Source organism: Deinococcus sp. QL22 (assembly GCF_023370075.1).
GTDB lineage: Bacteria > Deinococcota > Deinococci > Deinococcales > Deinococcaceae > Deinococcus.
This window is the reverse complement of sequence record NZ_CP097149.1, coordinates 1,419,770-1,436,674: the sequence shown is the minus strand read 5'-3', so window position 1 is coordinate 1,436,674 and position 16,905 is coordinate 1,419,770. Positions and strand designations below refer to the sequence as shown.

At 61.7% G+C, this 16,905-nt stretch carries 15 protein-coding genes; 10 read left to right on the top strand and 5 right to left on the bottom strand.

The genetic code is table 11. The features are described 5' to 3' along the window. Nucleotides 1–97 precede the first annotated feature (97 nt). On the top strand, nucleotides 98–1,150 hold the full coding sequence (locus M1R55_RS06960) for a S66 peptidase family protein (RefSeq protein ID WP_249393951.1): 1,053 nt from the start codon (nucleotides 98–100) through the stop codon (nucleotides 1,148–1,150). A 303-nt stretch (nucleotides 1,151–1,453) separates the two neighbouring features. Here the strand turns inward: M1R55_RS06960 and M1R55_RS06955 are convergent, their stop codons facing one another. The 5 genes from M1R55_RS06955 to M1R55_RS06935 form a co-directional block, all read right to left on the bottom strand. Further along, a complete protein-coding gene (locus M1R55_RS06955) occupies nucleotides 1,454–2,824 on the bottom strand; it encodes a HAMP domain-containing sensor histidine kinase (RefSeq protein ID WP_249394157.1) in 1,371 nt (456 codons plus the stop codon). Nucleotides 2,825–2,896: 72 nt separating this feature from the next. Then, on the bottom strand, nucleotides 2,897–3,556 hold the full coding sequence (locus M1R55_RS06950; RefSeq protein WP_019009767.1) for a response regulator transcription factor: 660 nt from the start codon (nucleotides 3,554–3,556) through the stop codon (nucleotides 2,897–2,899). A gap of 122 nt (nucleotides 3,557–3,678) precedes the next feature. Then, nucleotides 3,679–4,119 carry a hypothetical protein gene (locus M1R55_RS06945; protein ID WP_249393950.1) on the bottom strand — a complete coding sequence of 147 codons (441 nt, stop codon included), beginning with the start codon at nucleotides 4,117–4,119 and terminating at the stop codon, nucleotides 3,679–3,681. Between the two features lie 184 nt (nucleotides 4,120–4,303). Then, nucleotides 4,304–5,962, bottom strand: coding sequence for a deaminase (locus M1R55_RS06940; RefSeq protein ID WP_249393949.1), 1,659 nt, complete (start codon nucleotides 5,960–5,962; stop codon nucleotides 4,304–4,306). Beyond that, nucleotides 5,959–6,564, bottom strand: coding sequence for a GGDEF domain-containing protein (locus tag M1R55_RS06935; RefSeq protein ID WP_249393948.1), 606 nt, complete (start codon nucleotides 6,562–6,564; stop codon nucleotides 5,959–5,961). The genes M1R55_RS06940 and M1R55_RS06935 overlap by 4 nt, the downstream gene beginning before the upstream one ends. Before the next feature lie 288 nt (nucleotides 6,565–6,852). Here M1R55_RS06935 and groES point away from each other — a divergent pair, with 288 nt between their 5' ends. The 9 genes from groES to M1R55_RS06890 all read left to right on the top strand — a co-directional run bounded on the left by groES (nucleotide 6,853) and on the right by M1R55_RS06890 (nucleotide 16,632). After that, the gene (groES, locus tag M1R55_RS06930) at nucleotides 6,853–7,140 is read left to right on the top strand and encodes a co-chaperone GroES (protein WP_064015734.1); all 288 of its coding nucleotides are present in this window, start codon (nucleotides 6,853–6,855) and stop codon (nucleotides 7,138–7,140) included. 91 nt (nucleotides 7,141–7,231) lie between these two features. After that, a complete protein-coding gene (gene groL, locus M1R55_RS06925; protein WP_249393947.1) occupies nucleotides 7,232–8,869 on the top strand; it encodes a chaperonin GroEL in 1,638 nt (545 codons plus the stop codon). A gap of 72 nt (nucleotides 8,870–8,941) precedes the next feature. Then, nucleotides 8,942–9,457 (top strand): AAA family ATPase, encoded by a 516-nt coding sequence (locus tag M1R55_RS06920; protein ID WP_249393946.1) that lies wholly within the window; start codon nucleotides 8,942–8,944, stop codon nucleotides 9,455–9,457. Next, on the top strand, nucleotides 9,454–9,999 hold the full coding sequence (locus M1R55_RS06915; protein ID WP_249393945.1) for an AAA family ATPase: 546 nt from the start codon (nucleotides 9,454–9,456) through the stop codon (nucleotides 9,997–9,999). The genes M1R55_RS06920 and M1R55_RS06915 overlap by 4 nt, the downstream gene beginning before the upstream one ends. 24 nt (nucleotides 10,000–10,023) lie before the next feature. Next, on the top strand, nucleotides 10,024–10,983 hold the full coding sequence (locus M1R55_RS06910; RefSeq protein ID WP_249393944.1) for a leucine-rich repeat domain-containing protein: 960 nt from the start codon (nucleotides 10,024–10,026) through the stop codon (nucleotides 10,981–10,983). Nucleotides 10,984–11,123: 140 nt separating this feature from the next. Beyond that, nucleotides 11,124–11,894: a peptidoglycan editing factor PgeF gene (gene pgeF / locus M1R55_RS06905; protein WP_249393943.1), complete on the top strand. Its 771-nt coding sequence runs from the start codon at nucleotides 11,124–11,126 to the stop codon at nucleotides 11,892–11,894. Continuing rightward, nucleotides 11,891–12,448: a YqeG family HAD IIIA-type phosphatase gene (locus M1R55_RS06900; protein WP_249393942.1), complete on the top strand. Its 558-nt coding sequence runs from the start codon at nucleotides 11,891–11,893 to the stop codon at nucleotides 12,446–12,448. The genes pgeF and M1R55_RS06900 overlap by 4 nt, the downstream gene beginning before the upstream one ends. A 172-nt stretch (nucleotides 12,449–12,620) precedes the next feature. Continuing rightward, complete coding sequence (locus M1R55_RS06895) at nucleotides 12,621–15,290, top strand: type II/IV secretion system protein (protein ID WP_249393941.1); 2,670 nt, start codon at nucleotides 12,621–12,623, stop codon at nucleotides 15,288–15,290. A 58-nt stretch (nucleotides 15,291–15,348) separates the two neighbouring features. Beyond that, nucleotides 15,349–16,632: a type IV pilus twitching motility protein PilT gene (locus M1R55_RS06890; protein WP_249393940.1), complete on the top strand. Its 1,284-nt coding sequence runs from the start codon at nucleotides 15,349–15,351 to the stop codon at nucleotides 16,630–16,632. The last annotated feature ends 273 nt before the right edge of the window (nucleotides 16,633–16,905 follow it).

Genomic DNA, 16,905 nt, shown 5'->3' with positions numbered 1-16,905 from the left:
GAGTCCAACGTGGGAGAAGGCCAAAAACCACCCCAAAGTAACGCCGCCTCCGCCATTCCGCCCATACCTCCCCCCGTCCCGCCCGCTACTCTGGCGCATGTCCAGCCTGACCACTCCCCCCACGCCGCCCGTGTTCATCTGCCCGCCCCGCCTCGTGCCCGGTTCGCGGGTGGCGGCGCTCAGCCTGTCCAGCGGCTTTGTGACCGAAGTGATGGCCCGCTACCGCGCTGGCGTGCGCCAGGTGGCCGACAGCCTCGGTTGGGAAATCGTGCCCGCGCCCAACGCCCTGCGTGGCCCCGATTATCTGGACGCCCACCCCGAGGCCCGCGCCGACGACCTGCACTGGGCACTGGAAAACCCGGATATTCACGGCATGGTCAGCATCATCGGCGGCGACGACAGCATCCGCCTGCTGCCGCACCTGAAGCCCGGTCTGATCCGCGCCTACCCCAAAGCGTTTCTGGGCTACAGCGATTCCACCTTTACGCTGATGCAGTTTGCGCGGGCGGGTGTCATGGCCTATCACGGCCCCGCGCTGCTCACCGATCTCGCCGAAAATGGCGGTATTCATCCCTTTACGCTGGACGGGTTGCGGCGGGCGCTGGTGCTGGATGAACCCTTTGACCTGACGCCCGCCCCCGAATGGACACAAGGTGCAGAGGACTGGGAAGACGAAACCTTGCAACATGTTCGCCGTTCTTTCTTGCCGGGTAATGGCTGGGAATGGTTGCAGGGCCAAGCGCCCGCCGAAGGGCACCTGCTGGGCGGCTGCCTAGAGGTGCTGGACATGCTGAACGGCACTCCCGGCTGGCCTGGCCCCGACCTGTGGCGCGGCGCAGTGCTGACCCTAGAAACCAGCAACGATGTGCCGCCGCCTGCTCAAGTCGGCTACTGGCTGCGGAATTTTGCCGCGCAGGGCATCCTGGCCGGGGCCGCTGGCCTGATCCTCGCCCGCCCCCGCGACTACACCCCCGACATGACCGCCAGCCTCTACCGCTGGGTGCGCCGCGTACTGGCCGAGGCAGGCCGCGCCGATCTGCCTGTGGTCGCCAACGTGGATTTCGGCCATACCAGCCCCCAACTGACGCTGCCGATGGGCGCGAGGGTCAGGCTCGATCCGGTAGCAGGGCGGATCACGGTAACGCCGTGAAACTGTGTTTGGAGGCGGCCTAAGGATCCAAGCAGGGGCAAGAGGGAGGGGCTAAACCAAACCATTACATCCTCTCGCCCCTGGCTGTGTGAGGCCCCAAGGTGCGTGCAACGCGCGCGCCAATTCCATCTCTAAGACGACTGGCGATTCCGCTTCAGGTGAAGGAACAAGGCGGGTAGGAACGCGACAAGATGACTCCTCCTCAGCGGAGCGACAACTCCCCTGACTCCTTTGGGGGCGGGGGAATCCAACGTGACAGCAACCTCAAAACCCGCTCTCAATCACTCGCTGAAGCCGGAGCCTCTACCCTTCCCCCACCTCATCCTCGTCATCCCCAAGCGCCGCCCCCGGAATCGTCAGCACAAACTCTGCGCCGCTGGCCCGCTGTGTGCTGGCCGTCAGTGTTCCCCCATGCATCAGCGCAATCTGACGGCTGACGCTCAGGCCAAGGCCACTGCTGCCGCTGCCACTCACGAACGGTTCGAAAATCCGGTCTCCGAGTTCGGCGGGCAACCCGGGGCCGGTGTCGCACACCCGGAACGTGATGACTTCTGGCGTTTCGGTGAGTGTGATGACCACACGCCCATCGGGGCCAGCGGCGCGGCGGCCATTGGCGAGCAAATTGCGGATGGCCTGCGTGAGGCGGTCTGGGTCGCACAGCAGGCTGCCCGTCCAGTCTCCATCGAACACCGTGCCGGGAACAAGGCGATCAAGGCGGCCCTGCAAAGTCCGGGCGGGGATGAAGTGCCACGCCAGTTTCAGTTCCAGTTGCCCGCGTGCCAACTGCATCAAATCCTGCGTGGTAAAGGTCAGTTCGTCAGCCACCAGCGCGGCGCGTTGCACTTCTGGATCCGAGGTGCGCTCGCTGGCCCGCGCGAGACTGGCCCGCAACACCGTCAGGGGCGCACCCAACTCGTGCACGATCTGGCCCAGCAGTTGCTTTTCCCGGGCCTGCCCCGCATCAATTCTGACCAACAGGCGGTTGATGGCCGTCAGCAGGCGGTGAACCTCGTCCTCACGGGCGGGGAGCGGCAGGGTCGCCACCGAATGGGTCGGGTCGATCTGGTCGGCCAGAGCAGCGGCGCGGCCTAGCCCGTTCAGGGCGCGGCGGCCCACCCACAGACCAATCAGGAGCATCAGCACCGGCGTGACCAGCAGGGCCAACGCCAGCGCCCGGCCTGCACTGGCACGGGCATCCACCAACGCGTCGGTGGGAAGGCCCACCCAGAGCGTGCCAAAATCTCCGACTTTGCGTGTTACGGCGCGAACCGGCGTGTCCTGAATAGTCACCTGAGTCTGATCTGCAAACGGAAACGGCGACTTGTCATAGTCAACAAGGCTCAGGCTGGCAACGGTAACCCGGCCATCTTTCCCGATCAACATGGTGTAGCCGCCCGCTGGCACAGAGACTTTACCCAACCTCTGGCCCACGTAGGCTTCGGCCAGGGTATCGGCCCGCTCGCTCAGGCGGGCATCGAATTGGGCGTCCATCTGGCGCAGCAATAGCGTTATGACGCCTAACCCGATCACGCTAATGAGGGCCAGGGCCACCAACGTATACACCAGCGCCAGCCGGAAGCGCAGGCTGTGCCGCCACGCCACCCGCGCCGTATGCAGACCTGCGCCGGGCGTAATCGGTACGCCGCGCCCGCCCACCTGCACCACGCCCGCCATCGGGGGGGTGCGGGTCAGGTCGGCATCGGCGGGAGTAACCGGGCGCGGCGTCATGGGCGGTTCTGTGGGCGCTCAGACCTGCAACACGTAGCCGACGTTGCGAATCGTGCGAATCCGCAGGTCGCTGGCTGATTGCTCCAGTTTTTTGCGAAGCTGCGAAATCCGCACTTCCACCGAGTTGGAGTTGGGCGTTTCCCAGCCGTACAGGTGCGACTCTATGTCGGCGCGGCTAAACACGCGCTCCGGCGTGCGCATCATCAGTTCCAGAATCCGGGCCTCGTGCTCGGTCAGGTTGATGTTTTTGTCGTTTACGGTCAGCAGAAGGCTAGAAGTGCTGAGGCTAGTGTTGCCGAGATTGACGCCCGTTCCAGCGGCGGTGCGGCGCAGCAGGGCGGTAATGCGGGCATCGAGTTCCGGCATCGCAAAGGGCTTGGTCAGGTAGTCGTCGGCCCCGGCATTCAGGCCTGCCACCCGCTCCTGTACGCCGCTGCGGGCCGACAGCACCAGCACAGGCGTACTGGAATATTGCCGCAGCGCCTGCACCAAGTCGAGGCCGTCGCCATCGGGCAAATTCAGATCCAGCAAAATAAGTTGAGCGCTGTGCGTGCCCAGCCATGCCTGCGCGTCTTTCAGGGTCGCCGCATGATGCACCTGATAATCGGCGGACAGGTATTCCTTGAGCAGCGGCCCCAAGTGGGGATCGTCTTCGACAACCAGAATCTGCGCGAGCATGGGTCAGTCTCCTTGAGAAAAAGATGAGAGTTCTGGGCTGATCTTACGCTGCTGAACCTCAGCTTTAAGAGAATGGAGGCCCCACCAGAGGCACAGGCCTTAAAACCACTCCAGCATGAACCTTATTTGTTGTCTGTCCCTGCAGCTTTCAGGCCCGGCAGGCTGAGCGTCTGGCCGCTGGGTGAACCACTGACACTCAGCTTGAAGGCCGACAGGAAGCGGGCCAAGGTGAGCGTCGTGTTGCCTGCCACCGCGTTCGCGCTCAGCGTGCTGAGGCGTTGTTCGGGCGCTTGCAGGATCAGTTGCCCAGCCTTGAGTGTGCCGTCGTAGCGGCTTTGCAGGCCTGGAAAGCTGGCTTTGGCTTTCTCTTCGTCGGTCTGAGAAAACAGCACCACCACGGGGCCGCTGTAATTGGGAACCAACTGCACGCTGAACTTGTTGCCGCTACTTTCGCCGTAGCCCAGTTTGGTCTGCAGTTCCCGATCCCACACAATCAGCTTGAGCCCGTGTGCCGGAGCAGCAAGGGCTAACAGAAAGATCAGGGGGAAAATACGGCGTTTCATTAGGGTCAGTGTATCCAATGGGGGCCAGCAGGCTGAAAAACGGGTGGTCAGGTAACGAAAAGTTCACAAAAGTTGGGACAATTCGCCTTTGTTCAGGATGCCAGAAATCCTTTGACCCCTTATCTTATCCGCCCAAGCTGACGCGCCCTTGACCAGAACTTAAAGAAGCTGCCACCCTTTGCCCTCAGGACACCCGCACCGCCAGGATCACGTGCTCGCTGACGCTGACAGCCACTTCGCTACAGCTTAGGTGGGGATGCGACCACAGGCGTTCGCGCTCCGGATCGCCGCCGTGCAGGGCTGCGGGCAACAGCGCAGGCGGGCTGAAGTTGTCCAGCACCAACATTCCACCGAGATTCAGAGCGTCTACCAGATTCTTCAGATGCTCTGTCTCCCGTTTGGCCGGGGCGGAATCACTGAAGATCAGATCAAAGGGGCCATGCGATAAAGCGGCTTGCCAGTCGCCGTGCAGGGCCGTCACGCGGGCGTCACCTTTCAAGACTTCGCGGGCAATTGCGGCACGTTGCGCGTCAGATTCGATAGTCAGGAGATGCGCCCCGGCACTCATTCCAGACAGCAACCACGCCGCGCTTACGCCTGTGCCGCTCTCCAGTTCCGCCAAACGTGCGCCGGGACGGGTCGCGGCCAACGTTCGCAGCAAACGCCCGGCTTCCAAGCTGCAACATCGGTCAAAGTTCAGGCGTGCAGCTTCAGCCAGAGCGTGGGCCACACGGGGCGGAAGCGCCAGCGTGGGCGGGGTTTGGTTCCATGCCTCCAGCACTTGCCGAATTTGTTTGTCATCGGCCCAAGGCAGCGCCCGCGGGTTGATCCATGCCCGTGCCCGCCGCTCCAGGCTGGGGTGCAGTTCGGGGTGAGCGGGGTGAAGGCGGGCCGGAAAGCACAGCGTTCCTTCCGTGAGAAATACGGTTTCGCCTGTGATTTCTACCACCGCGCCGCATTCTTCCCACGCTTCCCGCATCGCCGCCGCGCCCCCTTCCTCGCCGGGGTGAATGCCACCGCCGGGGAGTGTCCAGCCGCCCGATTCCAGTTCGGTCATCAGGATTCTGTCTTGATGTTCTATCCAGACGCAGGCGCGGCCAGTTCTGTTGTCGGGTTCTGAGGTGTGGACTGTAGGAAGTAGGTCAGCTTCTGTTGGTGTCCAGCCTGCCAGTAAGACTGGCAAAACTTCGTTCAGATCGGCTTTCTGCTCACGTAAGGCCGCCACTGTACCGGAAGCGTGCAGGGCGCGGGCAGCATTCAGGTCGTTGGGATATGCAGTAAAGGATTGGAGTAAGCGGGCGTAGGGATTGCTATTGGCCTCCAAAAAGCCCACCAGCACCAGCCTCAGCGCCGCCGCCTGCACCATATCGGGCGCTCGGCCCACCGCAATGCCCTTTTTGGCGACATACGGATCATTGGTGAGCAGGCGTGTGCAGCCCGCCCAGGGGTCAGGCGCGGCGTACTGCACGGCGCGGATGCCGCTCATGGCAATGGCTCCGGCACATTGCGGGCAGGGTTCCACGGTGGTCAGTAGCGTCCAGCTGTACACCTCTGGGCGCGGCATGTCGGCCACATTCAGCAGCGCATTGATCTCGGCGTGGGCCAGATCATGCCCGCCAATCTGCCCGCCTTCCGCTCCCCGTGCCTCGCCCAAACGGTTGCGCCCGCGTGCGATCACGTTGCCCGCGCCGTCCACAATGACCGCGCCGATGGGATAGGAGCCGGAGCAGTAGGCGGCCCAGGCTTCGGCCAACGCTGCGTGCCAAGCGGCGGGAATGGGGTTGGCAGCTAGGGCTTGGTCTGGCCCACGTTCCACGATCCGTCCCCCACGCTCCGCACTCACAGTGCCCCCCGGTTCCGCTCGATCAGATCATCCAGCGCCTCCCGCAGCAGGCTGGCTTCTGTTCGCCCCAGCGCATTGCTCAGCTTGGCCAGCCGTTCCAGTTGGCTCTTCGGGTAGTAGTTGCTCTTCAGCACCATCTTGGATTCCACAAAAATGCAGGCGCGGCTGCGGCCTTCGCGTTTGGCACGCAGCAAGGCTTCATCGGCGGCGCGGTACAGGTCGGCGTAGACGCTGGCGTGCGCGGGGCGGGAAGCGATACCCACGCTCAGGCCCAAGGTACGCGGCCAGTGCGGATCGCGGTGAATCTGGAAATGGCGGATGACCTCATCGAACAGAATTAGGGCGGTTTCAGCAGCGGTTTCGGGCAAAATCGCCGCGTACTCGTCGCCGCCGATGCGCCCGATGATACTTCCGCTGGGCAGAGAGCCGCTGAGCAGGCGCTCTATGCCACGCAATACCCGGTCTCCTTCGGTGTGGCCGAGCGTGTCGTTCAAGGTCTTGAAATGATCTAAGTCCAACACAGCCAAAGTCAGGGGAGCCGCGCCCAAACGATCAAAAGCATCTTCAAAGGGATTGCGGGACAGAATATCGGGTCGGGCCATTGACGTTCCTCCGGGATAAGGCAACAGGGCAGGACGATCAACCGGGCATCAGGTCAATCTGAGTATATGTTGCTCGCACATATATATGTTACACGCAATAGAATAAATGGCAATACGTGATTTGAGCGTGCTAGACGCACTTGAGCGCACCACACTCAGATTCTCAGCTTCTCCCATTTGACATTTCTGTAGAAGAGCGACTAGCATTGCGTCTGGAACGGCAAAAACACGCCGGGTTGTCTGGCGGGTGTTGCCTTTTACCCCAATTCACATTACGGAGGACTACCCATGCTTAAACCTTTGGGCGATCGTGTGCTGGTTGAAATTGTCGAAGACACCGAAACGAAGACTGCGGGCGGCTTGTACGTGCCTGACAGCGCCAAAGAAAAGAGCCAGCGCGGGCGCGTCGTTGCAGTCGGCAACGGCAAAGTGCTGGAGAACGGAACCCGGATGGCCGTCGAGGTCAACGTGGGCGACGTCGTGTACTTCGCCAAGTACGGCGGCACCGAAGTGACGCTGGAAGGCAAGAACTACAGCCTGCTGGCCGAACGCGACATCCTCGCCATCGTTGAGTAAAGGTTGAGCTGGCCCGCCGCAATCGGTAGGCCGCCCCTGACCTTTGCACCGACGACTCACCACTTCCCACTTACTTTTTAGGAGAAACATCATGGCTAAACAGCTTGTATTTGATGAAACTGCCCGCCGCGCCCTCGAACGAGGCGTGAACGCTGTCGCGAACGCCGTTAAAGTGACCCTTGGCCCCCGTGGCCGCAACGTGGTCATCGAAAAGAAATTTGGTAGCCCCACCATTACCAAAGACGGCGTGACTGTTGCCAAGGAAATCGAGTTGGAAGACAAGCTCGAGAACATCGGCGCACAGTTGCTGAAAGAAGTCGCCAGTAAGACCAACGACATCACGGGCGACGGCACCACCACCGCCACCGTGTTGGGTCAGGCTGTTGTTAAAGAAGGCCTGCGTAACGTGGCCGCCGGAGCCAACCCTCTGGCCCTCAAGCGCGGCATCGAGAAAGCTGTACTGGCCGCCATCGAAGAAATCAAGAAGCTGGCCGTGCCAGTCGAAGACTCTGACGCCATCAAGAAAGTCGCGGGCATCAGCGCCAACGACGATCAAGTCGGCGAAGAAATCGCCGCCGCGATGGACAAAGTCGGTAAAGAAGGCGTCATCACCATCGAAGAGAGCAAGGGCTTTGACACCGAAGTGGACGTGGTGGAAGGCATGCAGTTTGACAAGGGCTTTATCAACCCCTACTTCGTGACCAACGCCGAGAAGATGGAAGCCGTCCTCGAAGACGCCTACATCCTGATCAACGAGAAGAAGATCAGCAACCTCAAAGACCTGCTCCCCGTGCTGGAAAAAGTGGCGCAGACGGGCCGCCCCCTGCTGATCATCGCGGAAGACGTGGAAGGCGAAGCCCTCGCCACCCTCGTGGTGAACAAGCTGCGCGGCACGCTGAACATCGCCGCCGTGAAAGCCCCCGGCTTCGGCGACCGCCGTAAGGAAATGCTGCGCGACATCGCTGCCGTAACTGGCGGCCAAGTGGTCAGCGAAGACCTCGGCCACAAGCTGGAGAACACCGGGATGGACATGCTGGGCCGCGCTGCCCGCATCCGCATCACCAAAGACGAAACCACGATTGTAGACGGCAAGGGTGAGCAGACCGAGATCGACGCCCGCGTGAACGCCATCAAGGCCGAACTCGACACCACCGACAGCGACTACGCCAAAGAGAAGCTTCAGGAGCGCCTCGCCAAACTCGCAGGCGGCGTGGCCGTCATCCGCGTGGGCGCAGCCACCGAAACCGAACTGAAGGAAAAGAAGCACCGTTACGAGGACGCCCTCAGCACCGCCCGCAGCGCTGTTGAAGAAGGCATCGTATCGGGCGGCGGTACCACGCTGCTGCGTATTATTCCTGCCGTTCGCAAGGCCGCCGAAGCCCTCAGCGGTGACGAAGCCACGGGCGCACGCATCCTGATTCGTGCCCTCGAAGAACCCGCCCGCCAGATCGCCATGAACGCCGGATTCGAAGGCAGCGTTGTCGTCAACGCCGTCATCAACTCCGACAAGCCCCGCTACGGCTTCAACGCTGCAACGGGCGAGTACGTGGACGACATGATCGCCGCTGGCATCGTCGACCCCGCCAAAGTGACCCGCACGGCGTTGCAAAACGCCGCCAGCATCGGCGCACTCATCCTCACCACCGAAGCCATCGTTTCCGACAAGCCCGACAAGCCTCAGCCTCAGGGCCAGGGCGGCTCCCCCGACATGGGCGGAATGGACTTCTAAAGCAAGTAAAGTTGGAAAGAGAGCCGGGGCGTTTGCCTCGGCTTTTTTTGTATTGTCTCCTATCCTCTCCCCATGCTCATCGTCTTTTCTGGCCTGCCCGGTTCCGGTAAATCCACGCTGGCGCTGGGGCTGGCGGCCCACCTGAACGCCGTGTACCTGCGCCTGGACACCATAGAGGCGGCGCTGCTGAATACGGGCCTGCCCTCGGTAGGCATTGAGGGCTACGCGGTGGCCTACGCCCTGGCCGCCGATGCGTTGCGGCTGGGGCAAACGGTGGTGGCCGACTGCGTAAATCCCCTGCCCGTCACGCGGGAAGCATGGCAGGCGGTGGCGCGGGAGCATTCCAGCCGAATGCTAGATGTAGAGGTGATCTGTTCGGACGTGCAGGAGCATCAGCGGCGGGTAGAAACACGGCAGGCCGATGAGGGGAACTGGGCCGGACGCTGGAAGCCGCCTATGTGGGAAGCGGTAGCGCGGCATGACTACGAGCCGTGGACTTCAGCCCGAATGGTGATTGATACAGTCAGCGGCGAGAAGGCAGAACATCTGGCGAGGGTGCTGGCGTTGGTGCAGAATCCTGACACATGACCCCTATCCTGCTTGTCGTTTCTGGCCTCCCCGCTTCCGGCAAAACGTGGCTGGGCACGCAACTGGCCGCCCAACTGCGCTGGCCCAACGTGACCAAAGACGACTACAAGCAACTGCTGCATGATGGTCTACCCGACCTGACCAACACCCAATCCGGCCCCCTCAGCTTCCGGCTGATGTACCACGTGGCAGGCATAACGCTGGCGGCGGGCATAAATACGGTGCTGGAAACCCACTTTCACCGGGGAGTCAGTGAGGGGCATATTCAGGCAGCGGCAGAGGCTCACGGGGCGCGGTTGCTGCAAATTTTCTGCCATGCCCCGACAGCTGAACTGGCGCGGCGACATGCGGCGCGGGTGGCGGCCGGCCTGCGCCCATACATTGACCATGCTTCGTTGGATCATGACGACTTGCCCGACCACTGCTGTCATACGCCACTGAATCTGGCCGCGCCACTGCTGCGGGTGGACACGACCCAGCCTGTGGACGTGGCAGAAATAGTGACTTGGGTCAGGTCGGCTCCTTGGTCGGCTGTGGATTGATCGCAGGCTTGGTTAGAGTGAACCATGTCCTCAAGATCGGTGGCGAACTCTGACAATTTCAGTCACCAACACACGCCTTCAAAGCGTGGGCAAGAATTGCTGGCCGCCTTGGATGAATCCGCCGAGTTCACGACAGATCACGTCAACCTCAATGAATGTGCACTGACCTTTGTGCCGCCCACACTGCAAACCTGCAGGAAGGCGCACGTCTTCAGTGTCTACGACAATCAACTGACAGAGATTCCCGATTGGCTCTGGGAATGGACGGAACTGACGACACTCAATCTCTCGGCCAACCAGTTGACGCACCTTTCAGCAGACGTGGGACGGCTGACCGCCCTGCGAATGCTGGACTTGGGACACAACCGCTTGCCCGAATTGCCAGATGCGTTCGCTGGCTTTCGCCACCTGCAATTTTTGTATCTCAGTAACAACAGGCTAGAAACGCTGCCCAGTTCCATGCGCGACCTGTCTGCCCTGACCTATTTGAATGTCACCGACAATGGGCTGACGACCTTACCGAATTGGATTGGAGAATTGGTCGGCCTGCAAGAGTTCCGCGCCTACAACAATGCCCTGGGCAGCCTTCCGGATGAAGTGAGCCAATGGGCAAACTTGCGTGAACTGCACGTCATGAACAATGCGCTGACCACACTTCCAGCCAGCTTGGGCCGCTGTGTCCGGTTGGAACAGTTGATGCTTCAGAGCAACCGGATTGCCTGCTTGCCCGACAGCATCGGAGAATTGGCGGCCCTGACAGAATTGGACTTGCGGTTTAATCAACTGGGCAGCTTGCCAGAAGCTCTGGGCCAGCTTCAGCACTTGCGCTCGCTGGATTTGCGGGCCAATGCGCTCACGGCAGTTCCGGATGGTTTGGCCTCCCTGCCCAACCTCAGAAAGTTGGATCTTCGTTGGAATAGAATTGCCGCGCTGCCCACTGTTTTCCAGCAACTGGAGGAACGTGGGTGCTTGATCTACACCTGAGAGGCGACGGGAACTACTTAGATGCCATCAGAGTCGCGCCGACCGCCGCTGCCACCCTAACCAATGCCCATTCTGCTCACCGCCTCCAGCCCTTCACCCCCATTGGGGGTAAACCCGTCAGAATTCCGTGAGAGGTGATCATGAATACTACGGGTCTGATGTTGCTGCGTTCTCCGGTGCTGAGCGTTCCACACGCGTTTACCACGCGGCGGGGGGGCGTCTCTGCGGGAGCATTTGCATCGTATGAGGGCGCAGGACTAAATTTGGATGACCGCGAGGACAACCCAGCAGACGTGGCTGAGAACCGCCGCCGCGTGACCGAGGCACTGGGATTTAAAGCCGCGCAAGTGGCCCGCCTGAACCAGATTCACGGTGTAGACGTACTGGAAGCCCACAGCGCAGGCGTGCAGACCGCCGACGCCTTGGTGTCCTGCACGCCGGGACTGCTGCTGGCGATTGGCACGGCAGACTGCTATCCCATTTTGCTGGCCGATGAAGACGCCGGAATTATTGGCGCGGCTCACGCGGGCTGGAAGGGCACGCTGGGCCAGATTAGCGTGCGGACAGTAGAAGCCATGACCCGGCTGGGTGCGACTCCGGGCAACATTAAGGTCGCCGTCGGCCCCGGCATTTGCGGCGCACGGTATGGGGTCAGCGCCGAAGTTGCGGGTCAGTTCCGGGCGGCGGGTATGGCAGACGCGGTGATTACAGTAGACGGCAGCCAACATCTGGACTTGGCTGGAGCCAACCGCGCCGGACTTCTCGCGGCGGGCCTTCTTCCCGAACACATCTGGGTCAGCGGGCGGTGCAGTACCGAAGACGATTTCTATTCCTACCGCCGCGATTCAGGCCGCACCGGACGCATGTGGGCCGTCATCGGTCTGCCCGCAGCGACAGGACAGGGCGCATGAGCCAGCCCCCCCACAAGCCGTCTGCCCGCCCCGCCTTCCTGCGCCGCAGCCTGCTTAAACCCCGCGACGTGTTGCCGCACATTCACGACATCACCCCCGAATTTCTGGCCGAACGCGGGCTGCATGGCCTGCTGCTCGACCTCGACAACACCATGATTCCCTACGGCAGCTACGAGGAACGCGCCGACGTGATGCTGTGGGCCGCCAATTTGCGGCGGGGCGGCATTCGGCTGTACATGCTCAGCAATGCCACTGGCAAACGCGCCCGCTTCTGGATGGACAAGCTGGGATTTGAGGGCGCGGAGGGTGTGGGCATGGCCGGAAAACCTCACCCCCGCGCTTACCGGGTGGCGCTGGCCCAGATGCAACTTCCCGCCCATCAGGTGGGCATGGTGGGCGACCAACTGTTTACCGATGTGCTGGGCGGCAACCTGAACGGCATGCACACCATTCTGGTTCACCCCCTGGCCGGAAACTCGCTGCCGCACACGCGCATGGCCCGCACGCTGGAACGGGCAGTTCTTAAACGCTACGGCCACGACTGGAAGGCCTGACCGTGCCGCCGCCCACCCTCTCGCCACCCCGGTTCACCGGCATCCCGCTCTCTTTAACTGCTCATTTCACCCCTTACGACACATCTGATTCGGGCCTGAGACGGCATTCCTGCCGCTCTACTCCCCCACGCTGCGCCCCCCGACTCCCTCTCCCCTCACTGGAGGATTAACTGTGGCTCTTTCTATTGGTGACCGGCGCCTAGGCGCAATTTTGCTCGAACAGGGGTATGTCAACGACACCGACCTGCAACGCGCCCTCGTGCGGCATGCCGAAATCGGGGGCCGACTGGCCGATATTCTGATCGACACCGGGCTGGTGGGCGAAAAACGCATTGCGCGGGCCATCGAGGAAGCCCTGGGAATTCCGCTGGTGAATCTGCTGGTGGTCACGCCGGAAGAGGCGGCCCTGAAATCGGTGCAGGCCCAGACGGCACTGGCTTCTCAGGCGTTCCCGTTTGCCATCGATGGCGGCACCCTGCGCGTGGCCCTCGTCGATCCGCTGTCGAGCATGGCGCTGGAAGCCCTCGAAGACGACAGCGGCCTGATGATCGAACCGTACCAGGCGCTCCGCGACCAGATCATGTGGGCGATGGCAACCCATTACCCCGAACTGGGGATTACGCCTGCCCTGCCGGATGAGATCGGAGAGGGCGGCGGCAGCATGTTGGGCCAACGCCTGATGGGACGCGGCCTGATCAACGACGCGCAGTTGCAAGTGGCCCTGGACGTGCAGCAGCAGACCGGAGAGGCGCTGGGCGGCACCCTGATTGCCCAGCAGATCATTACCGAAGACCAACTGTACGAGTCGCTGGCCGAGCAGACCGGCACGGTGTACCTCAGAAATCCACGCGATTTCCAGCCCACCGAAGACGTGCTGGGCAGCATGTTGCGGGCCGACGCGCTGCGCCTGAACGCCGTGCCCGTAGACGAATCCGAGCAGGGCGTAACGGTAGTCGCCAGCGATCCGCGCAAACGCGAAGACATCGAGGCGTTGGTGGGCCGCACCGTTCAACTGATTCTGGCCAAGCCAAAAGACGTGGAACTCCTGATCGAGCGCTTTTATCCGCAGCGCGGGCGCTTGGGCGAACAGATGGTGCAGCAGGGCAGCCTCTCGCGGGCGCAACTGCGGGAAGCGCTGCATGTGCAGGCCCGCGAGGGCAAGGTCAAGCCGCTGGGCGAAGTGATTATGGAGCTGGGCTTTGCCGGGGCCGACGAGATCGACGTGGCGCTGCAAAAGCAGAACGCAGGCGGGGGAAGACTCGAAGATACGCTGGTGCAGTCGGGCAAACTGTCGCCGGAAATGCTGGCGCGCTCCCTGGCCGCGCAGCTTGGCTACGAATTCCTGGATCCGGTTCAGAACCCGCCCGATTCCAAAGTGGCCCTGATGATTCCTGAAGGCACGGCCCGCCGCTACGGGGTGGTTCCGGTGCGTCTGCAGGGCGAATCGCTGGTCGTGGCGATGAAAGACCCGCGCAACGTGTTTGCTCTGGACGATCTGAAACTGATCACCGGGCGCGACATCATGCCAGCGGTCATGGCCGAAAAAGACATCATTCGCCTGATCGAGCGGTATTTCGGCAACAAGGACATGGCCAACCTGAATCAGGAATTGGCGAACCTGTCCAGCAAGCGCGAGAGCAAGAAGCAAGAAGAGCTGGATCTGTCGGTGGGGCTGGACGACAACGCCGTGGTGCGCGTGGTGGACAACCTGATCCGCGAGGCCGCCCTGCAGGAAGCCAGCGATATCCACATCGAACCCACCGACTCGGCCCTGCGAATTCGTTACCGGGTAGACGGCGTGCTGCGCGAGCAAAACGAGCTTCCCAAAGGCAGCGCCCAGAGCATCCTGGCCCGCATCAAAATCATGGGTAACCTCGATATTTCCGAGCGCCGCGTGCCGCAAGACGGACGGGTGCGTTTCAAAAAGGGCAGCATCGACATCGACTTGCGCCTTTCGACGCTGCCCACCGTATACGGCGAAAAAGCCGTGATGCGCCTCCTGCAAAAGGCCGCCAACATTCCTGAAGTGGAAAATTTGGGCTTTTCGGATTACAACTTCCCGCGCTTTCTCGACCTGATCGAAAAGCCTTACGGCATCTTTTTGGTGACTGGACCGACGGGTTCGGGCAAATCGTTTACCAGCTTCTCGACCCTGAAGCGCATCGCCCGCCCCGAAAAGAACACCACCACCATTGAAGACCCGGTGGAATACGAAATTCCGGGAATTATGCAGTCTCAGGTGAATCCGGTGGCGGGCATGACCTTTGCGCGGGCGCTGCGGGCCTTCCTTCGCCAAGACCCCGACATTATTTTCGTGGGAGAAATCCGGGACAGCGAAACCGCTAAAATTGCCGTAGAGGCCGCGCTGACGGGCCATATGGTACTGGCGACCCTCCACACCAACGACGCGCCCGGAGCCGTCACCCGCCTTGACGAAATGGGCGTGGAAGGCTTCAACATCGGTGCGTCGCTGATTGGCGTGCTGGGGCAACGGCTGGTGCGCAAGGTCTGCCCCGATTGCAAAGCGCCCACCAATGCCGACCCCGACGTATTGCGGCGACTGGGCATCTCTGAGCGGGAACTGCGCGGCGGCGCTCTGGTGCGCGGTGCAGGTTGCCCCCGCTGCGGCGGCACGGGCTACAAGGGCCGAACGGGTCTGCACGAATTGATGGTGCTGGACGACGCCCTGCGCACCGCCATCGGCAGCGGCAAACCCGCCGTAGAGCTGCGCGAAGTAGCCATGAACCAGAGCGGCATGCGAACCATGCGGCAAGACGGCATCGAAAAAGCCCTCAAAGGCCTGACCACGCTGGAAGAAGTGCTGGCCGTCACGAGCAACTGAGTTTTCTCCCCTTCCACTCCGCCTATCTGTGCTGCTCCTGTTCCCACGAGGTTCCCCTATGACTCAGGCTCCTGTAGACATTACCGATATTCTCCGCCTCGCCACCGAAAAGGGCGCGTCCGACGTGATCCTGACGGTGGGCTTGCCGCCGCAACTGAAGCTGCACGGCGTCTATGACGGCCACAGCATGCCCGAACTGGCCCCCACCGACACCCGCAAACTGATGTATTCCATGATGAACGAACGTCAGCAGCGCACCTTCGAAGAACGGCGCGAACTGGATTTCAGCTTCGCTCTGGGAGAAAAAGCCCGTTTCCGCGTCAACGCCTTTATGCAGCGCGGCAATGTAGGCGGCGTCCTGCGACTGATTCCGACCCAGATCAAGAGCGCACAGGAAATGGGCCTGCCCCAAAATATCGTGGACATCGCCAATGCCCCGCGTGGATTGGTGCTGGTCACGGGGCCGACTGGATCGGGCAAAAGCACCACGCTGGCCGCCATGATCGACTACATCAACACGACCCGCAAGCTGCACATCGTGACGATTGAAGACCCGATCGAGTTCATGCACACGCACAAACAGAGCATCATCAATCAGCGCGAAGTCGGCTCGGACACCATGAGTTTCAACGACGCCCTCCGCGCCGCCCTGCGCCAAGCGCCCGACGTGATTCTGGTGGGCGAAATGCGCGACTACGAAACCATCAAGGCCGCCGTGACCGCCGCCGAAACTGGGCACTTGGTGATGGGTACGCTGCACACCAACTCTGCGCCGGAATCTATTGACCGAATCGTGGACGTGTTCCCCGAAGAACAGCAGGCACAGATCCGGGTGCAGCTCGCCAACAACCTCGTGGCCGTGATGACCCAGCAACTGTTGCCGCGTGCCGACGGTGCGGGCCGCGTGCTGGCCTACGAACTGCTGCTGGCCAATCCTGCCGTGCGTTCACTGATCCGCGAGGGCAAAACCTACCAGATCGTGTCGACGATGCAGACCGGGGCACGGGAAGGCATGGTCACGATGGACGCCTACCTTGCCAACCTGTACCGCCGCCGCATCATCGCCTACGACATCGGCCTGGAACGGTCTATTGATCCCAAAGAGTTTGCCCGCCTTGCCAACGACACCACCACCAGTTTGGGTGCGGCAGCCAATCTCGGCCCTCCCAGTGGCGGTGCGGGAGCAGCCGGTGGCTACGGCGGCAAACCTGCGGGCGGCACAACACAGGGCGGATACGGCGCGGGCCGGGAAGACGCGGGGCGCGGCGGCAACAGCACCGATACGCGAACCACGAGTACCACTTTGCCCGCCACCGGGCGCACGCCGTTTGGCCGGGGATAGGGCGCTGGAGACTCAGTTTCCTGAATGCTGAGTGTCTGACAAACCCAACTCCCGCGCCACTTTCCGCCTATTGCCTATGCCCACGCCCAAGCGAAACAGACCAGACAGGCCGATATGCAGCAAACCATAAAGCCTGATCATATTCACTGAAAGAGGAATGGAGCAGTAGGTAGGTTAAAACAGCGATCAAAAACCGATCCTGAAGGCGACGTCTTTTGGAGTACTATCAGTCAATTGGTTCAGGCTCCTCTCTCACCCATTCCAAGACAACAA